Source organism: Cellulomonas xylanilytica (genome assembly GCF_007989805.1).
Lineage (GTDB): Bacteria > Actinomycetota > Actinomycetes > Actinomycetales > Cellulomonadaceae > Cellulomonas > Cellulomonas xylanilytica.
In genome coordinates this window covers 13,638-36,036 of record NZ_BJUB01000002.1, presented here as the reverse complement: position 1 = coordinate 36,036, position 22,399 = coordinate 13,638, and the positions used below count along the sequence as shown (strand labels likewise).

Annotated in this window: 22 protein-coding genes; 18 read left to right on the top strand and 4 right to left on the bottom strand. The window is 73.8% G+C overall.

All coding sequences use genetic code 11. The annotated features are described in order from the left end of the window. The first annotated feature begins 198 nt into the window (after nucleotides 1-198). Nucleotides 199-2,490 carry a sodium-translocating pyrophosphatase gene (locus CXY01_RS03005; RefSeq protein ID WP_146925600.1) on the top strand — a complete coding sequence of 764 codons (2,292 nt, stop codon included), beginning with the start codon at nucleotides 199-201 and terminating at the stop codon, nucleotides 2,488-2,490. Nucleotides 2,491-2,555: 65 nt separating this feature from the next. Further along, entirely contained in the window at nucleotides 2,556-3,218 is a 663-nt protein-coding gene (locus tag CXY01_RS03000) for a ThuA domain-containing protein (RefSeq protein ID WP_146925599.1), read from the top strand. On the opposite strand, the gene CXY01_RS02995 is transcribed toward CXY01_RS03000, so the two are convergent. Beyond that, the gene (locus CXY01_RS02995) at nucleotides 3,155-3,691 is read right to left on the bottom strand and encodes a DUF3995 domain-containing protein (protein WP_146925598.1); all 537 of its coding nucleotides are present in this window, start codon (nucleotides 3,689-3,691) and stop codon (nucleotides 3,155-3,157) included. The two genes, CXY01_RS03000 and CXY01_RS02995, sit on opposite strands and share 64 nt — an antisense overlap. 63 nt (nucleotides 3,692-3,754) lie before the next feature. On the opposite strand from CXY01_RS02995, the gene CXY01_RS02990 reads away from it, so the two are divergent. Together CXY01_RS02990 and CXY01_RS02985 are read left to right on the top strand one after the other, a co-directional pair. After that, nucleotides 3,755-4,426 carry an endonuclease/exonuclease/phosphatase family protein gene (locus CXY01_RS02990; protein ID WP_146925597.1) on the top strand — a complete coding sequence of 224 codons (672 nt, stop codon included), beginning with the start codon at nucleotides 3,755-3,757 and terminating at the stop codon, nucleotides 4,424-4,426. A gap of 136 nt (nucleotides 4,427-4,562) precedes the next feature. Further along, entirely contained in the window at nucleotides 4,563-6,104 is a 1,542-nt protein-coding gene (locus tag CXY01_RS02985) for a DUF7059 domain-containing protein (RefSeq protein WP_246124986.1), read from the top strand. Between the two features lie 127 nt (nucleotides 6,105-6,231). Here the strand turns inward: CXY01_RS02985 and CXY01_RS02980 are convergent, their stop codons facing one another. Then, nucleotides 6,232-9,174, bottom strand: coding sequence for a glycosyl hydrolase (locus CXY01_RS02980; RefSeq protein WP_146925596.1), 2,943 nt, complete (start codon nucleotides 9,172-9,174; stop codon nucleotides 6,232-6,234). A 243-nt stretch (nucleotides 9,175-9,417) separates the two neighbouring features. Here CXY01_RS02980 and proC point away from each other — a divergent pair, with 243 nt between their 5' ends. From proC to CXY01_RS02925, 11 genes are all read left to right on the top strand, one after another. Further along, a complete protein-coding gene (gene proC / locus CXY01_RS02975; protein WP_146925595.1) occupies nucleotides 9,418-10,248 on the top strand; it encodes a pyrroline-5-carboxylate reductase in 831 nt (276 codons plus the stop codon). A 29-nt stretch (nucleotides 10,249-10,277) separates the two neighbouring features. Continuing rightward, nucleotides 10,278-11,258 (top strand): LacI family DNA-binding transcriptional regulator, encoded by a 981-nt coding sequence (locus tag CXY01_RS02970; protein ID WP_146925594.1) that lies wholly within the window; start codon nucleotides 10,278-10,280, stop codon nucleotides 11,256-11,258. 99 nt (nucleotides 11,259-11,357) lie between these two features. Next, on the top strand, nucleotides 11,358-11,768 hold the full coding sequence (locus tag CXY01_RS02965) for a hypothetical protein (protein ID WP_146925593.1): 411 nt from the start codon (nucleotides 11,358-11,360) through the stop codon (nucleotides 11,766-11,768). Then, the gene (locus CXY01_RS02960; RefSeq protein ID WP_146925592.1) at nucleotides 11,765-12,586 is read left to right on the top strand and encodes a helix-turn-helix transcriptional regulator; all 822 of its coding nucleotides are present in this window, start codon (nucleotides 11,765-11,767) and stop codon (nucleotides 12,584-12,586) included. Before CXY01_RS02965 ends, CXY01_RS02960 begins: the two co-directional genes overlap by 4 nt. 33 nt (nucleotides 12,587-12,619) lie before the next feature. Continuing rightward, complete coding sequence (locus CXY01_RS02955) at nucleotides 12,620-12,958, top strand: cupin domain-containing protein (RefSeq protein WP_146925591.1); 339 nt, start codon at nucleotides 12,620-12,622, stop codon at nucleotides 12,956-12,958. A gap of 157 nt (nucleotides 12,959-13,115) precedes the next feature. Beyond that, the gene (locus tag CXY01_RS02950) at nucleotides 13,116-14,696 is read left to right on the top strand and encodes a xylulokinase (protein ID WP_146925590.1); all 1,581 of its coding nucleotides are present in this window, start codon (nucleotides 13,116-13,118) and stop codon (nucleotides 14,694-14,696) included. Continuing rightward, nucleotides 14,693-15,430 (top strand): L-ribulose-5-phosphate 4-epimerase, encoded by a 738-nt coding sequence (locus CXY01_RS02945; RefSeq protein ID WP_146925589.1) that lies wholly within the window; start codon nucleotides 14,693-14,695, stop codon nucleotides 15,428-15,430. The genes CXY01_RS02950 and CXY01_RS02945 overlap by 4 nt, the downstream gene beginning before the upstream one ends. Continuing rightward, a complete protein-coding gene (araA, locus tag CXY01_RS02940; RefSeq protein ID WP_146925588.1) occupies nucleotides 15,427-16,929 on the top strand; it encodes an L-arabinose isomerase in 1,503 nt (500 codons plus the stop codon). Before CXY01_RS02945 ends, araA begins: the two co-directional genes overlap by 4 nt. A 94-nt stretch (nucleotides 16,930-17,023) precedes the next feature. Beyond that, nucleotides 17,024-18,055: a hypothetical protein gene (locus tag CXY01_RS02935; protein ID WP_146925587.1), complete on the top strand. Its 1,032-nt coding sequence runs from the start codon at nucleotides 17,024-17,026 to the stop codon at nucleotides 18,053-18,055. A 75-nt stretch (nucleotides 18,056-18,130) separates the two neighbouring features. After that, nucleotides 18,131-18,352: a hypothetical protein gene (locus CXY01_RS02930; protein ID WP_146925586.1), complete on the top strand. Its 222-nt coding sequence runs from the start codon at nucleotides 18,131-18,133 to the stop codon at nucleotides 18,350-18,352. A 22-nt stretch (nucleotides 18,353-18,374) separates the two neighbouring features. Then, nucleotides 18,375-19,034, top strand: coding sequence for a TetR/AcrR family transcriptional regulator (locus CXY01_RS02925; RefSeq protein ID WP_146925585.1), 660 nt, complete (start codon nucleotides 18,375-18,377; stop codon nucleotides 19,032-19,034). Here CXY01_RS02925 and CXY01_RS02920 read toward each other — a convergent pair. Both CXY01_RS02920 and CXY01_RS02915 read right to left on the bottom strand, forming a co-directional pair. Next, nucleotides 19,004-19,477, bottom strand: coding sequence for a pyridoxamine 5'-phosphate oxidase family protein (locus CXY01_RS02920; RefSeq protein WP_146925584.1), 474 nt, complete (start codon nucleotides 19,475-19,477; stop codon nucleotides 19,004-19,006). The genes CXY01_RS02925 and CXY01_RS02920 overlap by 31 nt on opposite strands. A 44-nt stretch (nucleotides 19,478-19,521) precedes the next feature. Continuing rightward, nucleotides 19,522-19,908 carry a DoxX family protein gene (locus CXY01_RS02915; RefSeq protein ID WP_146925583.1) on the bottom strand — a complete coding sequence of 129 codons (387 nt, stop codon included), beginning with the start codon at nucleotides 19,906-19,908 and terminating at the stop codon, nucleotides 19,522-19,524. A 77-nt stretch (nucleotides 19,909-19,985) separates the two neighbouring features. Between CXY01_RS02915 and CXY01_RS02910 the strand changes: the two genes are divergently transcribed. Genes CXY01_RS02910 through CXY01_RS02900 form a run of 3 tightly spaced genes read left to right on the top strand, consistent with a single transcriptional unit; the run spans nucleotide 19,986 to nucleotide 22,369 of the window. Further along, a complete protein-coding gene (locus CXY01_RS02910; protein ID WP_146925582.1) occupies nucleotides 19,986-20,795 on the top strand; it encodes a maleylpyruvate isomerase N-terminal domain-containing protein in 810 nt (269 codons plus the stop codon). A 48-nt stretch (nucleotides 20,796-20,843) separates the two neighbouring features. Further along, nucleotides 20,844-21,590, top strand: coding sequence for an ABC transporter ATP-binding protein (locus CXY01_RS02905; protein WP_146925581.1), 747 nt, complete (start codon nucleotides 20,844-20,846; stop codon nucleotides 21,588-21,590). Between the two features lie 47 nt (nucleotides 21,591-21,637). Next, nucleotides 21,638-22,369 (top strand): ABC transporter permease, encoded by a 732-nt coding sequence (locus CXY01_RS02900; RefSeq protein ID WP_146926052.1) that lies wholly within the window; start codon nucleotides 21,638-21,640, stop codon nucleotides 22,367-22,369. Nucleotides 22,370-22,399 lie beyond the last annotated feature (30 nt).

The following is a 22,399-nucleotide window of genomic DNA, read 5'->3' as shown; positions in this document are numbered from 1 at the left end:
GTGTCTTCACCTGCCCAGACGTCCGTCGAGCCGGAACGGTTGGGGTCGCTCGATCGTCTCGCGGTCGGCACGCGCGGTCACGCTCGCGTGCCCGTGCGATCCACGTCACATCTGCTGGCTAGACTCACCCAGTCGCGCAGCAACGGGGCTGCGGGACGGGCGTGGTCAGGGGGGCCTCGCTGAGTCCGAGGAGGATGCATGGTCGAGCTCGGGTCCACGAGCATCACGATCGTCAGTGTCATCGCGGCCGTCGCGGTCGCGTCCCTGCTCATCGCCGTTGTGCTGCGCCGTCAGGTGCTCGCGGCCGGTGAGGGGACCGAGTCCATGCGCGAGATCGCGCGCGCGGTCCAGGAGGGGGCGTCGGCGTACCTGAGCCGGCAGTTCCGCACCCTGGCCCTCTTCGCGGTCGTGGTCTGTGCCCTGCTGTTCCTGCTGCCCGGTGACGGCGGCGTCAAGCTGGGCCGGTCGGTGTTCTTCCTGCTCGGGGCCGCGTTCTCGGCCGCGATCGGGTACCTGGGCATGTGGCTCGCGACGCGGGCGAACGTCCGGGTCGCGGCGGCCGCGTCGCAGCCGGGTGGGCGTGCAGAAGGCGCGCGCATCGCGTTCCGGACCGGTGGCTTCGTCGGCATGAGCGTCGTGGGCCTCGGCCTGCTCGGTGCCGCGTCGGTGGTGCTGATCTACCGGGCGGACGCGCCCGCGGTGCTCGAGGGCTTCGGCTTCGGGGCCGCGCTGCTCGCCATGTTCATGCGGGTCGGCGGCGGCATCTTCACCAAGGCGGCCGACGTCGGCGCCGACCTGGTGGGCAAGGTCGAGCAGGGCATCCCGGAGGACGACCCGCGCAACGCGGCCACCATCGCGGACAACGTCGGCGACAACGTGGGCGACTGCGCGGGCATGGCGGCGGACCTCTTCGAGTCCTACGCCGTCACGCTGGTCGCCGCGCTCATCCTGGGCAAGGCCGCGTTCGGTGAGCAGGGGCTCGTGTTCCCGCTCATCGTCACGGCCATGGGCGCCATCGTCGCCGTCCTCGGCGTGTTCATCACCCGGGTGCGCGGTGCCGAGAGCGGCCTGGCGGCCATCAACCGCGGCTTCTACATCTCCGCGCTCGTCGGCGTCGCGCTCTCCGCGGTGGCGGCGTTCGTCTACCTGCCGACGTCCTTCGCGGACCTCACGGGCGGCACCGCCGGCCTGGAGACCCACGCCGGCGACCCGCGGCTGATCGCCTCGGTCGCCGTGGCCATCGGCGTCGTCCTGGCCGGCGTCATCCTCTGGGTGACCGGGTACTTCACGGGCACGACGAGCAAGCCGACGCTGCACGTGGCACGCACCACCCTGACCGGCGCGGCCACCACCGTCCTGTCCGGCATCGGGGTCGGCTTCGAGTCGGCCGTCTACACCGCCGGCATCATCGCGGCGGCCATCTGCGGGGTCTTCCTGCTGGCCGGCGGCTCGGTCGCGCTGTCCCTGTTCCTCATCGCGCTCGCGGGCTGCGGCCTGCTGACCACGGTCGGCGTCATCGTCGCCATGGACACGTTCGGGCCGGTGAGCGACAACGCGCAGGGCATCGCCGAGATGTCGGGCGACGTCACTCCCGAGGGAGCGCAGATCCTCACGGACCTCGACGCCGTGGGCAACACCACCAAGGCCGTCACCAAGGGCATCGCGATCGCGACGGCCGTGCTGGCCGCGACCGCCCTGTTCGGCTCCTACGCGGACGCGGTGTTCAACGCGCTGCAGACGGCGGGCGAGGCGGGCGACGAGCTCACCCAGGCGATGCTGAACTACAGCATCATCAGCCCGGTCACCCTGGTCGGCGTGATCCTCGGTGGCGCGACGGTGTTCCTGTTCTCGGGCCTGGCCATCGACGCCGTGACCCGCGCAGCCGGGGCCATCGTCTTCGAGGTCCGTCGCCAGTTCCGCGACAACCCCGGGATCATGACGTACGAGGTGCGTCCGGAGTACGGCAAGGTCGTCGACATCTGCACCCGCGACTCCCTGCGGGAGCTGGCCACGCCCGGTCTGCTCGCGGCGTTCGCGCCGATCGCCGTCGGCTTCGGCCTCGGGGTCGGCCCGCTCGCCGGGTTCCTCGGCGGGGCCATCGCGACCGGCGTGCTCATGGCGGTCTTCCTGGCCAACTCGGGCGGCGCCTGGGACAACGCGAAGAAGATCGTCGAGGACGGCAACTTCGGTGGCAAGGGGTCCGACGCCCACGCGGCGGCGGTCATCGGCGACACCGTCGGCGACCCGTTCAAGGACACCGCCGGCCCGGCGATCAACCCGCTGATCAAGGTCATGAACCTCGTCGCCCTGCTCATCGCGCCGGCCGTCGTCGCCATCTCGGTCGGGGACGACGCGAACCAGACGGTTCGCCTGTCGATCGCCGTCGCCGCCGCGCTCATCGCCGGTGGTGCGGTCCTGGCCTCCCGTCTGCGGGCGTCGCGTGCGGACCGGAACGACCTGACCCGCGAGGCCGAGAAGGCCCTCGCCTGACGGATCCGGCCGCCCCTTCGTCCTCGGGCGAGGGGGCGGCCGTCTGCCCGCACCCAGGAGGATCGATGACCCACGCGCTGGTGCTCGCCGGGCACGGCCGCTACCAGGACCCCTGGCACGACACCGCCGCGATCGCCCACCGCGTCGCACAGCTCCTGGCTGAGGACGGGATCGACGTGACGATCCGGGGGACGCTCCCCGGCGCGCTCGACGGCATCGACCCCGACCTCGTGGTGGTGGCGTCCGGCCGCGGCCGCCCCGACCCTGACTTCGACGGCACCGACCAGGACTGGGTGCCGTTCCACGCGCGGCTGGAGCACCTCGTCGCGTCGGGGGTGCCCGTGCTCGGCCTGCACCAGGCGACCAACACCTTCCTCGACTCGCCGTCGTGGGGCCGGCTGCTCGGTGGTCGGTGGATCGAGGGCACCACCTGGCACCCGCCGCTCGCGGCGGCGTCGTTCCGGGTGGTCGACCCGACGCATCCTATGGTCGCCGGCCTGCGCGAGGTGACGGCCGAGGACGAGCAGTACCTCGCGCTGCAGGTGTCGCCCGACGTGCAGGTGCTCGTCGTCGCCGACCACGAGGGTGTCGCGCACCCCGTCGTCTGGGTCGCTCCCGGCCCCGGCCGGATCGTCTACGACGCCCTCGGCCACGACGTGCGGTCCTACGGCTCCCCGACGCGGGTCGACCTGTTCCGTCGTGAGGTCCGCTGGCTGCTGAGCCGCTGACAGCGCAGCGTCGCGCCCGCGAGTGCCAGCCCCCAGACCAGGAACCACGGCTCCCAGAGGGCCAGCCGCCAGGTGAGCGCCCGGTCGGACAGCGGCTCGGCCGGGACGACGACGCCCAGCGCCACCAGGGCGACCGACGCCGTCTGCAGCAGGCCGTAGAGCACGAGGACCGACGCGCCCAGCCAGCCGAGGGTCAGGAGCAGGCGGCGCGGCAGCCGTCGTCCCCACCGCTGCACCAGGGCGAGGGCCAGCACGCCGCCGAGCAGCTTGAGCACCAGGGCCACCAGGTTGGCCGCGAGCAGCACCGGGTCACCGGCCCGCGCCCTGCGCTCGATCGTCCCGCCCAGCGTGTCCAGCCCGGCGGTGCTGCCCAGCGCCCAGAGCAGGCTGACACCGGCGAACGCGAACGCGAGCACCACGGCGGCCCACCCGACCCACGCGGGCGGCACCCACGACTGCCTGTCCTGCTCCACGGAACACGACCGTAGTCACGGCGAGGGGTGCGCTGCCGCACCGATGTCCGAGAGGATGTCCGGATGGCGAGCTCCCACCGGCTCCGGGTGATGACGTACAACGTCAAGGGCCTGCAGGTGTCGCGACCCGACGCGGTCGCGGTGGTGCGTGCAGCCGCGCCGGACGTCCTGGGCGTGCAGGAGCCGACCCGGGGGCTGCTCGGCTGGTGGCGGATGTGGCTCTTCGCCCGGGCGGTGGGGATGCGGGCCGTGGTGAACGGCCGCGGAGCGCGCACCACCGCCCTGCTCGTGGCGCCGGGCCGGGCGGTGACCGCTCACTCCGCGGTGCGGCTGCCGAACCTGTCCGGCCGGACGCGTCGGGGGGCTGCCGTCGCGACCGTCGACGGCATCCGGTTCGTCGTCGTGCACCTGTCCCTCGTCCGCGACGAGCGCGCCGCGCACCTCGCCGACCTGCTGGCGCACCACGTCCCGACGACGCGGACCGTGGTGCTCGGCGACCTCAACGAGGCCCCCGGCGGGCCGACGTGGGCGAGCCTGACCCGGCTCCTCACGGACGCGGACCCGACCGGCGGCCCGACGTTCCCGGCGGTCGAGCCGAAGCAGCGCATCGACGCCATCCTCACCACGCGGGACCTCACCGCCGGGTCCCCGCGCGTCCTGTCGGACCCGTCTGCCCTCCGCGGCAGCGACCACCGCCCGCTGCTCGTCGACCTGTACCTACCTGGAGCCTCCTGACGTCCGCACGAATGCGCGGAGGTCACCCGTCGGCCCGCGGACGTCCGCACGATCGAGCGTTCTGGCGACCGGATGTGCGGACGTTGCGTGGGTGGCAGGCGACCCGAGCGGTCGGTGGTGCGGGGATGATGGCGGGGTGCCCCTCGAACCTGCGCTCCCGCCCGCTGCGCCCGTGACCGATCCGGCGCTCGTCGCCGCGCTGCGCGACGACCTGGCGGCTGCCGGGTACGGCGTCGCCGGTGTCGAGGAGGTGCTGGGGGCGGTCGCCGCGGACGCGCTGCACCGCGAGGAGCCCGTGCCGGCGCTGCGGGCGACGGAGGCGGCGGCGGACGACGTCGTGGCGGCGCTGATCCGGACCTTCCTGCTGGGTGCCACGACGCCCCGGGGCACGCTCGAGCGCGCGTTCCCGACCCTGACCGTGGAGGGTGCGGCGCGGCTCGGGCTGGTCGAGACCGACGGCGACGCGGTCCGTGCCCGGGTCGACCTGCGGCCCTACACCGCCGTCGACGGTGGTGGCGAGGTCGACTGGTGGATCGCCTCCGACCTCGGCGAGCTGGCCACCGGCCAGGCGCTGCGGACGGACCACGTGCTCGGCGTGGGCGGCGCGTCGACGACGCTCGCGCAGGTCACCGTGCGCGACGAGCGCGAGCACGTGCTGGACCTCGGCACGGGCTGCGGGATCCAGGCGCTGCACGCGTCACGCCACTCCCGACGGGTGGTCGGTACGGACATCTCGCGGCGGGCGCTCGCGTTCGCCCGGTTCAACGCCGCGCTCGCCGGGGTGGAGCTCGACCTGCGCGAGGGGTCGATGCTCGAGCCCGTCAGTGACGAGCGGTTCGACCTCGTCGTGAGCAACCCGCCGTTCGTCATCACGCCCCGGACGCCGGGGATGCCGTCGTACGAGTACCGCGACGGGGGGCGCTCCGGGGACGCGATCGTGCGTGAGCTGGTCGAGGGCGTCGGCGCGGTGCTGGCGCCGGGCGGGGTGGCGCAGCTGCTGGGCAACTGGGAGGTCCGCCGCGGCGAGGAGTGGCACGAGCGTGTCGGCTCCTGGCTCGACGCGTCGGGGCTCGACGGCTGGGTGGTGCAGCGCGAGCTGCAGGACCCCGCGCAGTACGCCGAGACGTGGATCCGCGACGGCGGCACGACCCCCGACCGTGACCGCGCCGCCTGGGCGGTCCGGTACGGGCAGTGGCTCGACGACTTCGCCTCGCGGGACGTCGAGGGCATCGGGTTCGGGGTCGTGACCCTGCGCAAGCCGTCCGGTGCGCCGACCCTGCGCCGGCTCGAGGAGGTCACCGGGACGGTCCGGCAGCCGCTGGGCCCGTCGATCGCGGCGTCGCTCGCCGCGCACGACTGGCTCGCGATGAGCGACGACGACCTCGCCGGGCAGCGCCTCGTCGTGGCCCCCGACGTGACCGAGGAGCGCTACCTGACGCCCGGCGACCCGGACCCGCAGGTGGTGCTGCTGCGCCAGGGCGGCGGGTTCGGCCGGGCGGTGCAGGCCGGGACCGCGCTCGCGGGGTTCGTCGGCGTCTGCGACGGGGAGCTGACCGTCGGCCAGATCGTCAACGCGCTGGGCGCGCTGCTGGAGGTGGGTGCCGACGCGGTCGCCGCGGACGTCCTCCCGTCGGCCCGCGGGCTGGTCCGCGACGGCCTGCTGCTCCCCGCCGACTAGCACAGCAACGTCCGCACTCCGACGGGGTGGAACCCGCCGGAGTGCGGACGTCCGCGTAGCAACAGGCGCAACGTCCGCACTCCCGCGGGGTGGGACCCGCCGGAGTGCGGACGTTGCGAGGGTTCGGTCAGCGGAGCTCGACGTCGTCGATCACGTGGGTGCCTGCGTTGAGGTACAGGTTCACCTTCTTCACGTCGGCCAGCTGCGCACCGCACTCGGCGCTCAGGGTGGCCAGGTCGACGAGCACGTCGTCGGTCGGAGCGGAGATCCAGCCGACCTGCGCGGTCTCGCACCACGTCCACGACGAGCCCACCTGCAGGGCCGCCTTGGTGTCGAAGCCGGTGGTGGACACCACGTCGAACCGCAGCTCGGTGCGCCCGGTCCAGTCGCCGACCGACGGCCCGAACCCGAACCAGCCGCCGTCCGGTGACGCGGCCGCGATGGTCAGCGTGCCGCCCGACGCGGTCGCCGTGCCGGCCGCGTCGATAGGTGCCCAGCCCTGGGCGCCGTCGGCGAAGTCGGTGAGCACCACGGGCTCGAGCGGGCTGGGGCGGTGGTCGAACCGGTCGAGGTACCCGGCGAAGTCACCGCGCGTGACCACCTTGAGCACGCCGTACCTCGTCGCGGAGGTCGGCACGATGATGCCGGTCTCCGTCGCCCAGGCGATGGCCGTGCCGTACGGGTGCCACGACGGGACGTCGGTGAACGCCTCGGGTGCGGCAGGCTCGGGCGATCCCGCCAGGCGCCAGAGCAGCTCTGCCGCGGACGAGCGGTCGAGCGGCGCCTTGGGCAGGAACAGCGGGATGGCCTTGTCGACGAGCTGCTCGCTCGCCAGCCACTCGATCTCCTTGTACAGCGCGTGCTTCTTGGGCACGTCGAGGAACGTCGGCCGCTTCGCCGTGGGGACGAACGTGGCGTTCGCGTAGCGGTACAGCAGCGACGCGGTGGCCTCGCGGGTCTGCGGCCTGGTCGGCCGGAACGTGCCGTCGGCGTAGCCGTCGTCGAGACCCTGGTCGTGCAGCCAGATGATGCTGTCGAAGTTGGGCGACCCCGGGGGGACGTCGGAGAAGAGCGGCGGCGGCTCGACCCCCGGCAGGGCGGCGATGTCGTCGACCACGATGCTGCCCGACGGGGCACCGGTGCCGTCGTCGGCGGCGTTGACGTAGATGTTGAACTGCGAGATGGCCTTGAGGTCCGCGTCGCTGATGCGACGGTTCGCGTTGGCGGTGTCCCACGGTGCCGGTCGCCAGTCGACGAACGGGATGGTCACCACGGAGGCCTCGGTGCCCTCCAGCGACGGGTACGCCTCGTAGGAGACGCCGCCGGCCACGAGCTGCAGGACCATCTTGTTGCCCGAGCCGTCGGGCTGCACCCACAGCGCCAGCTCGTTGAAGGCGGACCAGTCGCCGCTGATCTGCTTCCCGAACCCGGTGTACGTCTGCGTCGCGAAGTCGTAGTCCATCCGCAGCGCCTTCGACGTTCCGCTGGTGTCGAGCGAGAGGGTGTTGGCGCCGTAGGAGACGTACTCGGCCCGCAGCGCGGTGTCGTCGCCGTAGCCCTCGTAGTCGTCGACGACGCCCGGTCCGAACGTCGGTCGCGGCCCGAGGACCACGGACGAGCTCTCGGTGAGCACCTCGACGCCGTCGGCGACCACGTGCACCTCGAGCGTCTGCGTGCTGTTGTCCAGCAGCTCCGCGGGGATGTCCCACGGCGCCGACCACCACAGGCCGTCACCGGGTGCGAGCTCGATCTCGGCCCCGGCGACCGTGGCGTAGACGCGGTCGGCGTCGACGTTCTGGACCGTGGCTCGGATGGTCGTCGGTGACGTGGCCACCCGGGCGCTGTCGGCAGGCGAGGCGATGTGCAGGACCGGGCCGGCGGGCGTGGTGTCCACCTCGCGGTCGAACGCGCCGGTGACCTCGGAGGCGAACAGCGTGTACGGGTCGGCCGCGTAGTCCAGGAAGTCAGGCAGCAGCGCGTCACCGGTCACCGGCACGTAGTGCTGGCCGGCGTCGAAGTTGGCCCACGTCTGCATGTACGCGTTGCGGCTGGCCTTCGGGTCGGCCTTGATCGCGCCCAGCACCTTGGTGAACCACTGCTCGGGGCTGGAGCCGGTGGTGCCGACGCCGTTGGTGACGCCGAACTCGGTGAACGCGGAGACCTTGCCCTTCGCGTCGGCGAGGTCCGCGATCATGCCGAGGTCCTTGACCAGCCCGTCGAGGAACGCGGCCGAGCCGGTGTTGTCGTAGGCGTCGAGGCCGAACACGTCGACGAACTCGTCGCCGGGGTAGGTGCGCAGGTACGTCTCGGCGTTCCCGCCGAACCCGCTGCCGGGGCCGAACGCGTAGAGGAAGTTGGACACGCCCTTGAGGTCGCGCAGGTACTCGACCGTGTACCGGAAGAGCTCCTTGTACTCGCCGGGGGAGCCGAACGCGGCACCCCACCAGAACCAGGAGCCGGCGTTCTCGTGCCACGGCCGGAAGATGATCGGGACGAGGTTGCCCTCGGCGTCGCGGGCGCCGTCCGCGGCGGCGGCGATGTTGTCCAGGTACGCGTTGAGCTCGGCGTTCTTGGGTCCGCCGGGCAGGACCGCGCGCAGGGTGTCGCCCGTGGTGTCGTAGAAGCTGCCGCCGGTGACGAAGTTCTCGATGTGCGCCGAGAGGGTGTTGATGCCGCCGAGCGCGTGCGCCTTCTCGATGTACTCCGACAGGGCCGCGATGTTCTGCTCGGTGGTGTTGTTCGCCGACCCCGGGGCCTCGTCGCCCTGCAGGATCAGCGTGTCCCAGCCGAACACCGCGGGGTGGTCGCCGGTCAGGTTCTTCACGTCGGACGTCGTTCCGTCGGCGCCTGTGAACGTCAGGCCGTACGACGTCGTGTGCTGGTGGCCGAACAGGATGCCGTCGCCACGGACGTCATCGAGGTAGGAGAACAGCGAGCGGGTCTCCGGGGTGGCACCCGGGTCGACGATGGTGACGGTCTGAGCCGCCTGGGCGGGCAGGGTCACGAGCCCGCTGAGCGCTGCCGCGGTGATCCCCGCGGTCAGCGCACGGGCGAGATGACGGTTCTTCATTGAACCTCCTGGGTGGTCTCGATCCGCGGAAACCGGACGGAACCGGAGGTGGCGGACGAGGCGGAGCAGAGTTTGTCAAGTTACCAAAGAAAGGATCGACCGGACAGGACCGAATCGTTTGAGTACCGGTGCGGTGCTCCGCGCCTCTGAGGACGTGTCGGTGTGAGCGCTCACCCACGGACGCGCCTCACGTCGGTAGGCTCGCGGCGTCGCCCTCCGGTGACACCGACGGGGAGGACCACGATGACCGACGAGCGCACCGGCGGCAGGCCACAGGTCGCGGTGCTGGGTGGCGGCGTGATGGGCGAGACGCTGCTCAGCGCGCTGCTGACCGGGGGATGGGCACCGGAGCAGGTCGAGGTCACCGAGCGGCACGTGCCGCGCGCCGACGAGCTCGCCGAGCGGTACGGCGTCCGCACCGGGGCGTCGAACGCCGAGGCGGCCGCACGGGCCGACGTCGTGCTCGTGGCGGTCAAGCCGAACGTCGTCGCAGGAGTGCTCGACGAGGTGGCACAGGTCCTGCGCGGCGGCGAGCTCGTCGTCAGCGTCGCCGCCGGCCTGCCGATCTCCACGTACGAGAAGCGGCTGCCCGCCGGGCAGCCCGTCGTCCGGGTGATGCCGAACACGCCGGCGGTCGTCGGCAAGGGCGCCAGCGCGATCGCCGCCGGCACGCACGCGAGCGAGGGGCACCTGGTCCTCGTCGAGACGATGCTCGCCGCCACCGGGCTGGTGGTCCGCGTGGAGGAGAAGGACCTCGACGCCGTCACCGCGATCTCCGGGTCCGGGCCGGCGTACGCGTTCTACCTGATCGACGCGATGGCGGAGGCGGGGGTCCTGCTCGGGCTCAGCCGGGACCTCGCGACGAGGCTCGCCGTGGCCACGGTCGAGGGGTCCGCCGCGCTCGCCGCCCGGTCCGGCGACCATCCGGCGGTCCTGCGCGAACGGGTGTCGTCCCCGGGCGGGACCACGGTCGCCGCGGTCCAGGTGCTCGACGCCCACGGCGTCCGGGCCGGCGTCGTCGCCGCGGCGGAAGCGGCGCGGAACCGCTCGCGCGAGCTCGGCCAGCATTTCTGATGATGAACAGCGCCGCGCGTCCCCCCGCCATGAGCGACGTCGCCGCGCTCGCCGGCGTCTCCCACCAGACGGTCTCCCGGGTGCTCAACGACCACCCGAGCGTCCGCCCGGAGACCCGCGAGCGCGTCGCGGAGGCCATCCTCCAGCTGGGCTACCGCCGCAACAGCGCCGCCCGCACCCTGGTCACCCGACGGTCCGGCACCCTCGGCGTCGTCACCCCGGCGACCGCGCTGTACGGGCCGACGAGCACGCTGGTGGGCCTCGAGGAGGCGGCGCGCGTGGTCGGCTGGTTCGTGTCGGTGGCGACCATCCGGCAGTTCGACGGCGACTCCATGCACACCGCCCTCGAGCACTTCCTCGGGCAGGGCGTCGACGGGATCGCGATCATAGCGCCGACGACGGAGGTCGCCCAGGCCATCGCCGCGATCGCGTCGCCAGTCCCGGTGGTGCTCATCTCGTCGGCGTCCGACGTGCCGCCCGTGCCGCACCTGCACGCGGTCGGCGTCGACCAGCGCCACGGTGCCCGGCTGGCCACCCAGCACCTGCTCGACCAGGGCTTCGCCGACGTCGTGCACGTCGCGGGCCCGCAGGACTGGTTCGACGCGCAGGACCGGCTGGCCGGCTGGCGCGAGGTCATGGGCCCGGGCGCCCCCGAGCACGTCGAGGCCGGCTGGGACGCTGCCGACGGCTACGAGCTCGGCCTGCGGATGGCCCGGGAGGGGTTGCCGTCCGCGATCTTCGCGGCCAACGACCAGCTGGCGCTCGGCCTCCTGCACGCGTTCTGGGAGCGGGGGGTGCGGGTGCCCGACGACGTGGCGGTCGTGGGGTTCGACGACGAGGTCGGCGCCGCGCACTACACGCCGCCGCTGACCACCGTCCGGCAGGACTTCGGGGCGCTCGGCCGGCTCGCGGTCGACTCCCTGCAGGCGGCGTTCGACGGCAAGGACGTGGCGCGGCAGCAGATCCCGGCCGAGCTGGTGGTCCGCGCCAGCTCCGTCCGGCCCGCGTAGCCGCCGACGCAGCATGACCTCGGAGGTCATCGACACGACGACCTTCCGCGCGCGACGGTTCCGGTGCGACATCCGCCACCACCGCCTCCGAGGAGCGCCATGACCGCGACACATGCCCCGACCGCCGTCCCGACGAGCGAGCGGACCCTGCGCCGGGTCCTGGTGGCGGACGCGCTCGTCGGACTCGCCGCGGCGGTGGGGCTGCTGGCGGCGACCGACCTGTACGCCCGGCTGACCGGGCTGCCCGTCCCGGTGCTCCGGGGCGTCGGACTGACCCTCGTCGGCTACGTCGTCGCCCTGACGTGGACGAGCCGCGTGCACCCGCTGCGGCGCCGCGCGGTCCGCGCTCTCGTGGTGGCCAACTGGGCGTGGGTGGTGGCCAGCGCGGCGCTGCTCGTGGCACTCCCGGCGACGCCGTTCGGCGTGGTCTCCGTGGTCGGGCAGGCCGTGGTCGTCGCCGGGTTCGCCGTCGCGGAGGGGCGCCTCCTGCGACACTCGTCGGCACCATGACACAGGGATCGGGCGCGCTGCTGCGGCAGTGGCGGGTGCGGCGGCGCCTCAGCCAGCTCGAGCTGTCGTCGCAGACGGGCGTCTCCACCCGGCACCTCAGCTACGTCGAGACGGGACGGTCGAGCCCGAGCCGGGACCTCGTGCTGCGGCTCAGCTCGCATCTCGACGTGCCGCTGCGCGAGCGGAACCACCTGCTGATCGCGGCGGGGTTCGCGCCCGAGTACCGGGGCACCCCGCTGGACGACCCGGCGATGGCCGCCGTGCGGGGTGCGCTGCGCGTGGTGCTCGACGGTCACGGCCCGAACCCCGCGCTCGTGGTGGACCGTGCCTGGAACCTGGTCGAGGCGAACGCCGCCGTCGCCGTGCTGCTCGACGACGTGGACCCGGCCCTGCTCGACCCGCCGGTGAACGTGCTCCGCGTCGCGCTGCACCCACGGGGCATGGCTCCCCGCATCGCGAACCTGGCGCAGTGGCGGGGGCAGGTGCTCGAGCGGGTCGCCCGGCAGGTCGCGGCGACGGGCGACCGCCCGCTCTCGGAGCTGCTCGCGGAGCTCCGGGGCTATCCCGGCGGCGAGGTGGCCGCCGGTGCGACCGACGGGGTGGCGATCCCGATGACCTTGGACGTCGGAGGGGAGTCGCTCGCCTTCCTCACGACGGTGGCCACGTTCGGCACGCCGCTCGACATCACGGTGGACGAGCTGGTGATCGAGTCGTTCTACCCGGCGGACCCCGGGACGGCCCGGGCGCTGGCCCGGCTGGCGGCGGCGGCGGACCCCGTGCTGGTCCACGCGCTGCTGAGCCGTACGCGTCAGGCCTAGGCTCGGGTCAGTCCCGACTCCCTGGAGGTCCTGATGATCGACATCGCCGAGCTCGCCGACCGCCACCTCGACGCCGCCCGTGCGGATCCGCACGGCCGGTCCGCCGAGGTGGTCGCGCACGACGGCGAGCTGCGCCAGTCGGTGATCGCGCTGACGGCCGGGTCCGGGCTCGGGGAGCACAACTCGCCGAACGCGGCCACGCTGCAGGTCATCCGTGGTCGGGTGCGGGTGGGCTCGGCCGACGGCGACGTCGAGGCGGGTGCCGGGCAGCTCTGGGTGCTCACCCACGAGCGGCACTCGGTGCACGCCGTCGACGACTCGGTCTTCCTGCTCACCACGGTCACGGGGCTGGGCCGGCCGTCGCACGGGTGAGCAGCGGGTCGGGTGCGTGCGGGGTGGACCGGGCCGGAAGGACCGACCGCGGAGGCGTCCGCGAGAACGTGGCCCGGAGACGCGATGTTAGCGCTAACATGTGTCTCGGCCGCCGGCGTCCGCCGCGGTCCGTGACGGACGGAGCGGAGCCCGCGTGATGACGGTCGATCCCCACGGTGCCGACCCCCGGGAGGCCATCGCGGCCGGCCGGACGGCCATCGGCATCGAGCTGGGCTCCACGCGGATCAAGGCCGTCCTGATCGGGCCCGGCCACGCGCCGCTGGCCAGCGGCAGCCACGACTGGGAGAACCAGTTCGTCGACCGCGTCTGGACGTACTCGCTGGACGCCGTCTGGTCCGGCCTGCAGGCCGCCGTCGCCTCGCTGCTGGCCGACGCCGAGGCGCAGCACGGGGTGCGGCCGACCACGGTCGGCGCCATCGGGGTCTCCGCGATGATGCACGGCTACCTCGCGTTCGACGCGGCCGGCGAGCTGCTCGTCCCGTTCCGCACCTGGCGCAACACCACCACCGGCCCGGCCGCCGCGGAGCTCACGGAGCTGTTCGGGCACAACATCCCGCTGCGCTGGTCGATCGCCCACCTGCGCCAGGCGGAGCTCGACGCGGAGCCGCACGTCCCGGACATCGCCTTCGTCACGACGCTCGCGGGCTACGTGCACTGGACGCTCACCGGTCGCAAGGTGCTGGGCATCGGCGACGCGTCGGGCCTGTTCCCGATCGACACCGCCGCGAAGGCCTACGACGAGCGGATGCTCGCCGCCTACCCGGGCCTCGACGTGGCGCCGCTGCTGCCCGAGGTGCTGCTCGCCGGGCAGGACGCCGGGCGGCTGACCGAGGCGGGCGCCGCGCTGCTCGACCCCACGGGCACCCTGCAGCCCGGTATCCCGCTGTGCCCGCCCGAGGGCGACGCCGGCACGGGGATGGTCGCGACGAACGCGGTGGCTCCGCGCACGGGCAACGTCAGCGTCGGCACCAGCATCTTCGCGATGGTGGTCCTCGAGAAGCCGCTGACCAGCGTGCACCACGAGCTGGACCTGGTCACCACGCCGTCCGGCGAGCTCGTCGCGATGGTGCACTGCAACAACGGCGCGAGCGAGCTCGGGGCGTGGGCCGAGGTGTTCGGCCAGTTCGCGGCCGCGCTCGGCACCACGGCGAGCGGCGACGAGGTCTTCGGGGTGCTGCTGCGCGAGGCGCTGCGCGGCGACGCCGACGGCGGCGGGCTGCTGGCCTACAACTACCTGTCGGGCGAGCCGATCACCGGTCTGGACGAGGGCCGGCCGCTGGTCGTGCGGACCCCCGACAGCCGGCTGACGCTGGCCAACTTCATGCGCACCCAGGTCTACGGCGCGTTCGGCACCCTGGCGCTCGGCATGCGGGTCCTGCGCGGCGAGGGCGTCGAGATCGACGCGCTGTTCGCGCACGGCGGCCTGTTCCGCACCGAGGGTGTCGCCCAGCGGCTGCTCGCGGCCGCGGTCGGTGCACCGGTGACCGTCGGCAGCACGGCGGGCGAGGGTGGTGCCTGGGGGATCGCCGTCCTCGCGGCCCACCTGGGCGCGGCGTCCGAGCAGGACCTGGCCGGCTACCTGGAGAACGACGTGTTCGGGGGTGCCGTCGCGACGACGGTGGAGCCGGACACCGACGACGTCCGCGGCTTCGACGCCTACCTCGAGCGCTACAGCGCCGGGCTGGCGATCGAGCAGGCCGCGGTGGAGGCACTGTGACCGTCTTCCCGCAGGGATACCCGCAGGCCGTCCTCGACCAGATCGAGCGCACCCGAGCCGTCGTCGCCACCCTGCACGCGGAGCTCCCGCGCTGGGGCCTGGTGGTGTGGACCGCGGGCAACGTGTCGCAGCGCGTCGTCGTGGGGTCGGAGCCGGGCCCCGACGACCTGCTGGTCATCAAGCCGTCCGGCGTCACCTACGACGAGCTCACGCCCGAGTCGATGGTCGTCTGCGACCTCGACGGCACCCTCGTCGACGGCACGCGCTCGCCGTCGAGCGACACCGCCGCGCACGCCTACGTCTACCGGCACCTGCCGCACGTCGGCGGCGTCGTGCACACCCACTCCACCTACGCCACGGCCTGGGCCGCGCGCGGCGAGCCCGTGCCGTGCGTGCTGACGATGATGGCCGACGAGTTCGGTGGCGACGTGCCCGTCGGCCCGTTCGCGCTCATCGGCGACGACTCGATCGGCCGCGGCATCGTCGAGACCCTGCGGGACTCGCGCAGCCCGGCGGTGCTCATGCGCAACCACGGCCCGTTCACCATCGGCACGGACGCCAAGGCCGCCGTGAAGGCCGCCGTCATGGTCGAGGAGGTGGCCCGCACGGTGCACATCGCCCGGCAGCTGGGCGACACCGTGCCCATCGCGCAGTCCGACATCGACTCCCTGTACGCCCGCTACCAGCACGTCTACGGCCAGCAGCCCACGAACACCCCGGAGAGCGACTCATGACCAAGCCCTACGCCGACCGCGAGATCTGGTTCCTCACCGGGAGCCAGGGCCTGTACGGCGAGGAGACGCTGCGCCAGGTCGCGACGCAGTCGCAGGAGATCGCCGCACTGCTCGAGGACGCCCTCCCGGCGCGGGTCGTCTGGAAGCCCGTGCTCACCGACTCCGACGCGATCCGCCGTGCCGCGCTCGAGGCCAACGCGGACGACTCCGTCATCGGCGTGATCGCGTGGATGCACACGTTCTCCCCGGCGAAGATGTGGATCGCCGGCCTGGACGCGCTGCGCACCCCGCTGCTGCACCTGCACACGCAGGCCAACGTCGAGCTGCCGTGGGACACCATCGACTTCGACTTCATGAACCTGAACCAGGCCGCGCACGGCGACCGGGAGTTCGGCTACATCGCGACCCGCCTGGGCGCGGCGCGCAAGACCGTCGCGGGGCACGTCTCGAACCCGGCGGTCGTCGCGTCGATCGACGTCTGGGTGCGCGCGTGCGCCGGCTGGGCCGCGACGCACGAGCTCAAGCTGGCCCGGTTCGGCGACAACATGCGCAACGTCGCCGTGACCGAGGGCGACAAGACGGAGGCCGAGCTGCGGTTCGGCGTCTCGGTGAACACGTGGGGCGTGAACGACCTGGTCGCCGCCGTCGAGGCGGTGTCCGACGCCGACGTCGACGCGCTCGTCGCCGAGTACGAGGACCTGTACGACGTCGTCCCGGAGCTGACCAAGGGCGGGGACCGGCACGACTCCCTGCGCTACGGCGCCCGCCAGGAGATCGCTCTGCGCACCCTGCTCGAGTCGCTGGGCGCCAAGGCCTTCACGACGAACTTCGAGGACCTCGGCGACCTGCGCCAGCTCCCCGGGCTCGCCGTCCAGCGCCTCATGGCCGACGGCTACGGGTTCGGCGCCGAGGGCGACTGGAAGACCGCCATCCTGGTGCGGGCCGCCAAGGTGATGGGCGCCGGGCTGCCCGGTGGCGCGTCGCTGATGGAGGACTACACGTACGACCTGACGCCGGGCTCGGAGCGGATCCTCGGCGCGCACATGCTCGAGATCTGCCCGACGCTGACCACGTCGAAGCCGACCCTGGAGATCCACCCGCTGGGCATCGGCGGCAAGGAGGACCCGGTCCGCCTGGTGTTCAACGCCGACCCCGGCGTCGGCGTGGTCGTCTCGCTGGCGGACATGCGCGACCGCTTCCGCCTCACGGCGAACGTCGTCGACGTCGTCCCGCCCACCGCCGACCTGCCCCACCTCCCGGTCGCGCGCGCCGTGTGGGAGCCCCGCCCGGACTTCCGCACGTCGGCCGAGGCGTGGCTCACGGCCGGGGGAGCGCACCACACGGTGCTCACCACCGCGGTGGGCGTGGAGGCGTTCGAGGACTTCGCCGAGATCGCCCGCACCGAGCTCCTGGTGATCGACGAGGCGACCACTCGCCGCGGCTTCCGCGACCAGGTCCGGTGGAACCAGGTCTACTTCCGGCTGGCCCAGGGTTTCTGACGGTTCGTCCGATCGGGTGGAGCCCCCGGCGGTGATTGCCTCCTACAACATCTGTGCTTAACGTCATGACATCGGCGACGTGGGGAGCGTAGCGATGACGGTGCAGGGGGCGGCCGGGATGCGGTGGCTGCTCCGTGCCGTCCTCGTCGTCGCCGCCGGTCTGCTGGTCGCCCTGCTCACCGCGCTGTGGTCCGCGGCCTCGGCGCGTGCCGCCGTCGAACCTGTCGGCGACGTCGGTGGCGTGACCCCGACGGCGCTCGAGCCCATGGCCGTCCTCACCTCCGACGGCGGGGTCGACCCGGTGCCGGTACCGGCGCTCGACCCCGTGCTCGACCCGGCGCTCGATCCGGGGCTCGACCCCGTGCTCGACCCGGTGGTGGAGACGGTCGGCACGGTGGTGCCGGAGACGACCGGTCCGGTGGCCGTGCCGGTCACGCTGGCCGCCGCGCCGGACGCCGTGCCGGACGCCGAGCCGGTGACGGTGGTGACGGTCGCGGTGCCCGAGGTGGTGCCCGACGCGGTCGTGCCGGTCCTCGCACCCGTCACCGAGACCGTGGAGCAGGCAGTCCTGCCGGTGGTCAGCGTCGTGACGGCGCCGATCACGGCTGCCCTGCCTCCGGTCGCATCCGCCCCGGAGCCGGTGGGCGACGTGCTGCAGCCGGTCGCCACGGCCACCGTCCCGGCACCCGCGAAGCACGGGCCCGCGGCCGGTGCGGCGACCGTGACCACGCAGCTCGTCCCGTCGGCCCCGGCGGTGACGGTGGTGCCCTGCGCGACCGTCGCCCCGCCGGACGTGTCCACCGCACGGCCGTCCCCGACGCGCCTCCCCGGAGGCGACGGCAGCGCACCGCTCCCGGACGACCCGCTGCCGATGGTCGCGTCGCCGCCGAGCGTCGAGCACCTGCGCAGTCAGACCACCCGGGACGACGCCCGACCGTCGGGCGCACCGACGACGAGCCTGCCCCCGGCGGGCAGCGGAACGGCGTCCGGAGAGCGCTCGGGTGCCGACGGCGACCTGCCGGCCGAGCTCGAGCCGCCCCAGCTGCGGGTGCTCAGCGCGCGGGCGGGGCCCGGCCCCACCCTCCTCGTCGCACCGAAGATCGAGATTCTCGACTCCCCTGCGTGACCCGGGCGCCAGTGCGTCCGCGCGCCACGCCCCGCGCCCGACCGGGCGGCCCACACTCGTCCCAGGGAGTCCGCCGTGCACACGTTCCTCCGTCGGTCCGTGCAGACAGTCATCTTCTCGGGCGGCCTCGCCGTCATCGCCCTGGAGCTCGCCGGGGCGGCGGCCGCCGTCGCGATGGCGGTCGTGGCCGTCGCCGCGTCGCCCGCTGCCACCCGCCCGTTCCGGTGGTCGGCCCATCAGGGACGCTCGACCGTGACCGAGGTGCCGACGCAGCGCTCGTCCACCCCGGAGTCCTGAGCCCGCTCCGTACGCTGTGCCCATGCCGCCCACGCCCACGTCCGCCGACGCCGGCGCCGGCGCCGACGAGCCCGGCGCCGCTGCCACGGCGCGGCGTCGCGGCCGGCGGCCCGCCGGGGAGGACACCCGTGGCGCCATCCTGGCCGCGGCCCGCGAGGAGTTCGCGGACCGCGGTTTCGACGGGGCCAGCATCCGGTCCGTCGCACGCCGGGCGGACGTCGACCCTGGCCTGGTCCGGCACTACTTCCGCACCAAGTCGGACCTGTTCGCCGCCGGGATCGTGCCGACCGGCATCGACCCGGCGGTCCTCGCCGCAGGCCTCGCGGCGGGTGGTGTCGACGGGCTGGGCGCGCGCCTGCTCACCACGGTGCTGGGGATCTGGGGCCGGGACGGGGGGGTCGCCCTGCGGGTGGCGTTCGCGGGCATGACCGCGGGCGAGACGCAGGCCGAGGCGCTCGCCGGGTACGTCGGCCGGGAGGTCTTCGGACGCGTCGCCCAGCTGCTGCCGCCGCCCGACCAGCAGCTGCGCGTGTCGCTCGTGGCCTCCCAGGTCGCCGGGGTGCTGCTCGCCCGGCACGTGCTGCGCCTCGAGCCGCTGGCCTCGATGCCCGTCGACGACGTCGTCGCGCTCGTGGCGCCGACGCTCGACCGCTACCTGACGGGCTCGCTCGGGACGACGTAGAAGTCGGGCCCGGCCGGGGTGGACCGCCAGGAGACGATCCGCTCGACGTGGACCGTGAGGGGCTGGTCGAAGGTCGCGAACCAGCCGCTGATCGGTGCACCGCCGAGGTCGGGCGCGTACTTCACGGCGAACGCGGCGCGGACCTCCTCCAGGTCGTCCGGCGGGACCAGGGACGCCGTCCCCGACATCGTGACGACCTGCGCGCCCTCGTCGAGCGTGTCGAGGTGCAGCGCGACCGCCGGGTTGGCCCGGACGCGGCCGACCTTCGCGGTGCCGGACGGCGTGAAGATGGCGACGCGGGGGTCGGTCCAGACGAACCAGACGGGCACCGCGTGCGGACGGGCGTGTCCGTCGACCGTCGCGACCCAGACGACCCGCGCGGTCGCGAGCCGCGCCGCGAGGTCCGTGGCGGCGGGAGCGTCGCCCTCGATGAGGCGCCTCATGCGTCGAGGCAACCTCGACCGGGTGCTGCTCGCAACCGCTGCGCTCAGGCGCGGCGTGCCACCGCGACGGCCCAGCCGACGAGCGGGACCTGCAGCGGCAGCCGCGCCCACGCCACCGCCGGCCTGCCGGCCCACCCGCGCGCGTCCGGCCGGGAGCGGACCGCCATCGTCACGTTCCCCGGGAAGACGCCCACCAGCAGGGCGGCCGACGCCCACCCGCCGAGGCGACGCGTCGGTGGCACGACGAGCGCGGCGGCGCACGCCAGCTCCGCGACGCCGCTGCCCAGCACCCACGGGTCCGGGTCGCCCAGGCTGCGGGGGATCAGGGGGCGGAAGATGCCCGGACGCCGCAGGTGGAGCACGCCGGACGTGCCGAGCAGGGCGGCGAGCGCGACGGCCGGGCCGTGCCGGCGGAGGGTCTCGGTGAGCACGCGTCACCGTAGCGGGGAGGTCGGCGGGCGGCACGCCGGGGAGGTCGGTGTCGGCGGTGGTCGGTAGCGTGCGGCCCATGACCGAGGACACCCTGGACTACGCCGACGTGATCGCACAGGAGTCGGCCCGGGTGGCCGACGCCCTCGCGCAGACCCCGCTGACCGCGCAGGTCCCGTCCTGCACGGACTGGGACGCCGCGGATCTCGCGTACCACCTGGGGGAGGTGCAGGACTTCTGGTCGCAGATCGTCGGGAACGCCCCGGCGGGTCCCGACGACGCGGACGACACCGAGCGGCGGCCCGACGACGAGCTGGTGCCGTTCCTGCGCGGACGCACGCAGGCGCTGCTGGCCGCGCTCGCCGCGCACGACCCGGCGGACCCGTGCTGGTCCTGGTCGTCCACGGGCGGGACCGTCGGGTGGGTGCTGCGCCGCCAGGCGCACGAGGCGCTGGTGCACCGGGTGGACGCCGAGCAGACGGCGGGCCTGCCGGTCGGGGACCCTGGGGCGGTGCTCGCCGCGGACGGCGTCGACGAGATGCTCGGCGTCATGGTGAGCGGGCTGCCGGCGTGGGCGACGTTCACCCCCGACGGCCAGCGGGTGCGGCTGTCCGCCACGGACGCGCGCCGCGAGTGGGTGGTGGCGTTCGGGCGGTTCCACGGCACGTCGCCCACCACCGGCAAGGAGTACGACGAGGAGTGCGGGGAGCTCGTGGGCGGGGCGCCGTGGGAGGGGGACGACGAGGACGTCACCGCGACGGTCTCCGGCGCGGCGTGGGACCTGGACCTGTGGCTCTGGGGCCGCGGCAACGCGGACGGCCTCGCGCTCGTCGGTGACCGGGCCGCGATCGACCGGCTGCGTGCCGTGATCGTGGACTCCACGCAGTAGCGGCGAAGGCCTTGCGCCCGCCCCGGCGGCAGGAGCAGAATTCCTCGCATGAGGAATAACGCGATCGAGATCGCCGGGCTGCGGGTCGTGCGCGGCGGCACCCCGGTCATCCCGTCGCTCGACCTCGCCGTGCCGGTCGGGCAGGTGGTCGGGCTCCTCGGCCCGAGCGGCAGCGGAAAGACCACGCTGATGCGCGCGATCGTCGGCGCGCAGGTCGTGGACGGCGGCACGGTCACCGTGCTCGGCCTGCCCGCAGGGTCGGCCGCGCTGCGGCGGCGGGTGGGCTACGTGACCCAGTCGCCCAGCGTCTACACCGACCTGACGGTGATGGAGAACCTGCGGTACGCGGCGGCGATCCTCGGCATGGGCGCCGACGCGATCCGGCAGGCGCTCACCGAGGTCGACCTGCTCGCGCACGCCGGGCAGTCGATCGGCACCCTGTCCGGCGGCGAGCGGTCGCGGGTGTCGCTCGCCATCGCCCTGCTCGGCCGGCCGGACGTGCTGGTGCTCGACGAGCCGACCGTCGGCCTCGACCCGGTGCTGCGCCGCGACCTGTGGGGGCTGTTCCACCGTCTGAGCCGGTCCGGGGTGAGCCTGCTGGTGTCCAGCCACGTCATGGACGAGGCCGCCCGGTGCGACCGGCTCGTCCTGCTGCGCGGTGGAGCGGTGCTCGCCGACGGCCCGCTGGACGACCTCCTCGCCCGGACGGGCACGGCGGACGCCGAGGCGGCGTTCCTGGCGCTCGTCGACGACGCCGCCGCGCACGACAGCGTCACGAGAGGAGCGGGGGCATGAGCGTCACGCTGACGGCGCCGACGGTGCGGGACGTCCCGTCGCGCGTCATGACGGTGAGCCTCACGGCCGCGACCGCGCGCCGGGTCCTCACCCAGCTGCGGCACGACCGGCGCACGATCGCCCTGGTGGTTCTGCTGCCCTGCGTGCTCATCGGCCTGATCGCGTGGATGTTCGACGGCACGCCGGTGCTCGACCAGTTCGGGCCGCTGCTGGTGGGCCTGTTCCCGATGATGGTGATGTTCCTGGTCACGAGCGTCGCCACGCTGCGGGAGCGCACGTCGGGCACGCTGGAGCGGCTGATGACCCTGCCGATCGGCCGCGGTGACGTGGTGGTCGGCTACGCCCTCGCGTTCGCCGTCCTGGCGACGGTCCAGGCCCTGGTCATCGTCGGGTTCGCCGTGTGGGTGTGCGGGATGGACGTCGCCGGGCCGATCGGGCTGGTGGTCCTCGTCGCGGTGCTGGACGCCGTGCTCGGCTGCGCGCTGGGCCTGGGCGCGTCCGCGCTCGCGAGGACGGAGTTCCAGGCCGTGCAGCTCATGCCCCTGGTCCTGTTCCCGCAGCTCATCACCTGCGGGCTGCTCATGCCGCGCGACGAGATGCCCACGGTCCTCGAGTGGATCTCCCGCGTGCTGCCGCTGACCTACGCCCTCGACGCCATGCAGCTGCTCGCGGCCGGCGGCACCTGGACCGCCGTGCGCGGCGACGTGGCGGTGATCGCCGGCTTCATCGTCGGCGCCCTCGTGGTCGGGGCCGCCACCCTCCGCCGCCGCACCCCCTGACCGCGGGTGAGGGCCGGAGGGAGCGGCGCG

Excerpts from the sequence above, each read along its gene's own strand:
- CXY01_RS03005 (WP_146925600.1), top strand. The coding sequence starts at position 199 with ATGGTCGAGCTCGGGTCCACGAGCATCACGATCGTCAGTGTCATCGCG.
- CXY01_RS03000 (WP_146925599.1), top strand. The coding sequence starts at position 2,556 with ATGACCCACGCGCTGGTGCTCGCCGGGCACGGCCGCTACCAGGACCCC.
- CXY01_RS02990 (WP_146925597.1), top strand. The coding sequence starts at position 3,755 with ATGGCGAGCTCCCACCGGCTCCGGGTGATGACGTACAACGTCAAGGGC.
- CXY01_RS02980 (WP_146925596.1), bottom strand. The coding sequence starts at position 9,174 with ATGAAGAACCGTCATCTCGCCCGTGCGCTGACCGCGGGGATCACCGCG.
- proC (WP_146925595.1), top strand. The coding sequence starts at position 9,418 with ATGACCGACGAGCGCACCGGCGGCAGGCCACAGGTCGCGGTGCTGGGT.
- CXY01_RS02970 (WP_146925594.1), top strand. The coding sequence starts at position 10,278 with ATGAGCGACGTCGCCGCGCTCGCCGGCGTCTCCCACCAGACGGTCTCC.
- CXY01_RS02965 (WP_146925593.1), top strand. The coding sequence starts at position 11,358 with ATGACCGCGACACATGCCCCGACCGCCGTCCCGACGAGCGAGCGGACC.
- CXY01_RS02960 (WP_146925592.1), top strand. The coding sequence starts at position 11,765 with ATGACACAGGGATCGGGCGCGCTGCTGCGGCAGTGGCGGGTGCGGCGG.
- CXY01_RS02955 (WP_146925591.1), top strand. The coding sequence starts at position 12,620 with ATGATCGACATCGCCGAGCTCGCCGACCGCCACCTCGACGCCGCCCGT.
- CXY01_RS02950 (WP_146925590.1), top strand. The coding sequence starts at position 13,116 with ATGACGGTCGATCCCCACGGTGCCGACCCCCGGGAGGCCATCGCGGCC.
- araA (WP_146925588.1), top strand. The coding sequence starts at position 15,427 with ATGACCAAGCCCTACGCCGACCGCGAGATCTGGTTCCTCACCGGGAGC.
- CXY01_RS02935 (WP_146925587.1), top strand. The coding sequence starts at position 17,024 with ATGACGGTGCAGGGGGCGGCCGGGATGCGGTGGCTGCTCCGTGCCGTC.
- CXY01_RS02925 (WP_146925585.1), top strand. The coding sequence starts at position 18,375 with ATGCCGCCCACGCCCACGTCCGCCGACGCCGGCGCCGGCGCCGACGAG.
- CXY01_RS02920 (WP_146925584.1), bottom strand. The coding sequence starts at position 19,477 with ATGAGGCGCCTCATCGAGGGCGACGCTCCCGCCGCCACGGACCTCGCG.
- CXY01_RS02910 (WP_146925582.1), top strand. The coding sequence starts at position 19,986 with ATGACCGAGGACACCCTGGACTACGCCGACGTGATCGCACAGGAGTCG.
- CXY01_RS02905 (WP_146925581.1), top strand. The coding sequence starts at position 20,844 with ATGAGGAATAACGCGATCGAGATCGCCGGGCTGCGGGTCGTGCGCGGC.
- CXY01_RS02900 (WP_146926052.1), top strand. The coding sequence starts at position 21,638 with ATGACGGTGAGCCTCACGGCCGCGACCGCGCGCCGGGTCCTCACCCAG.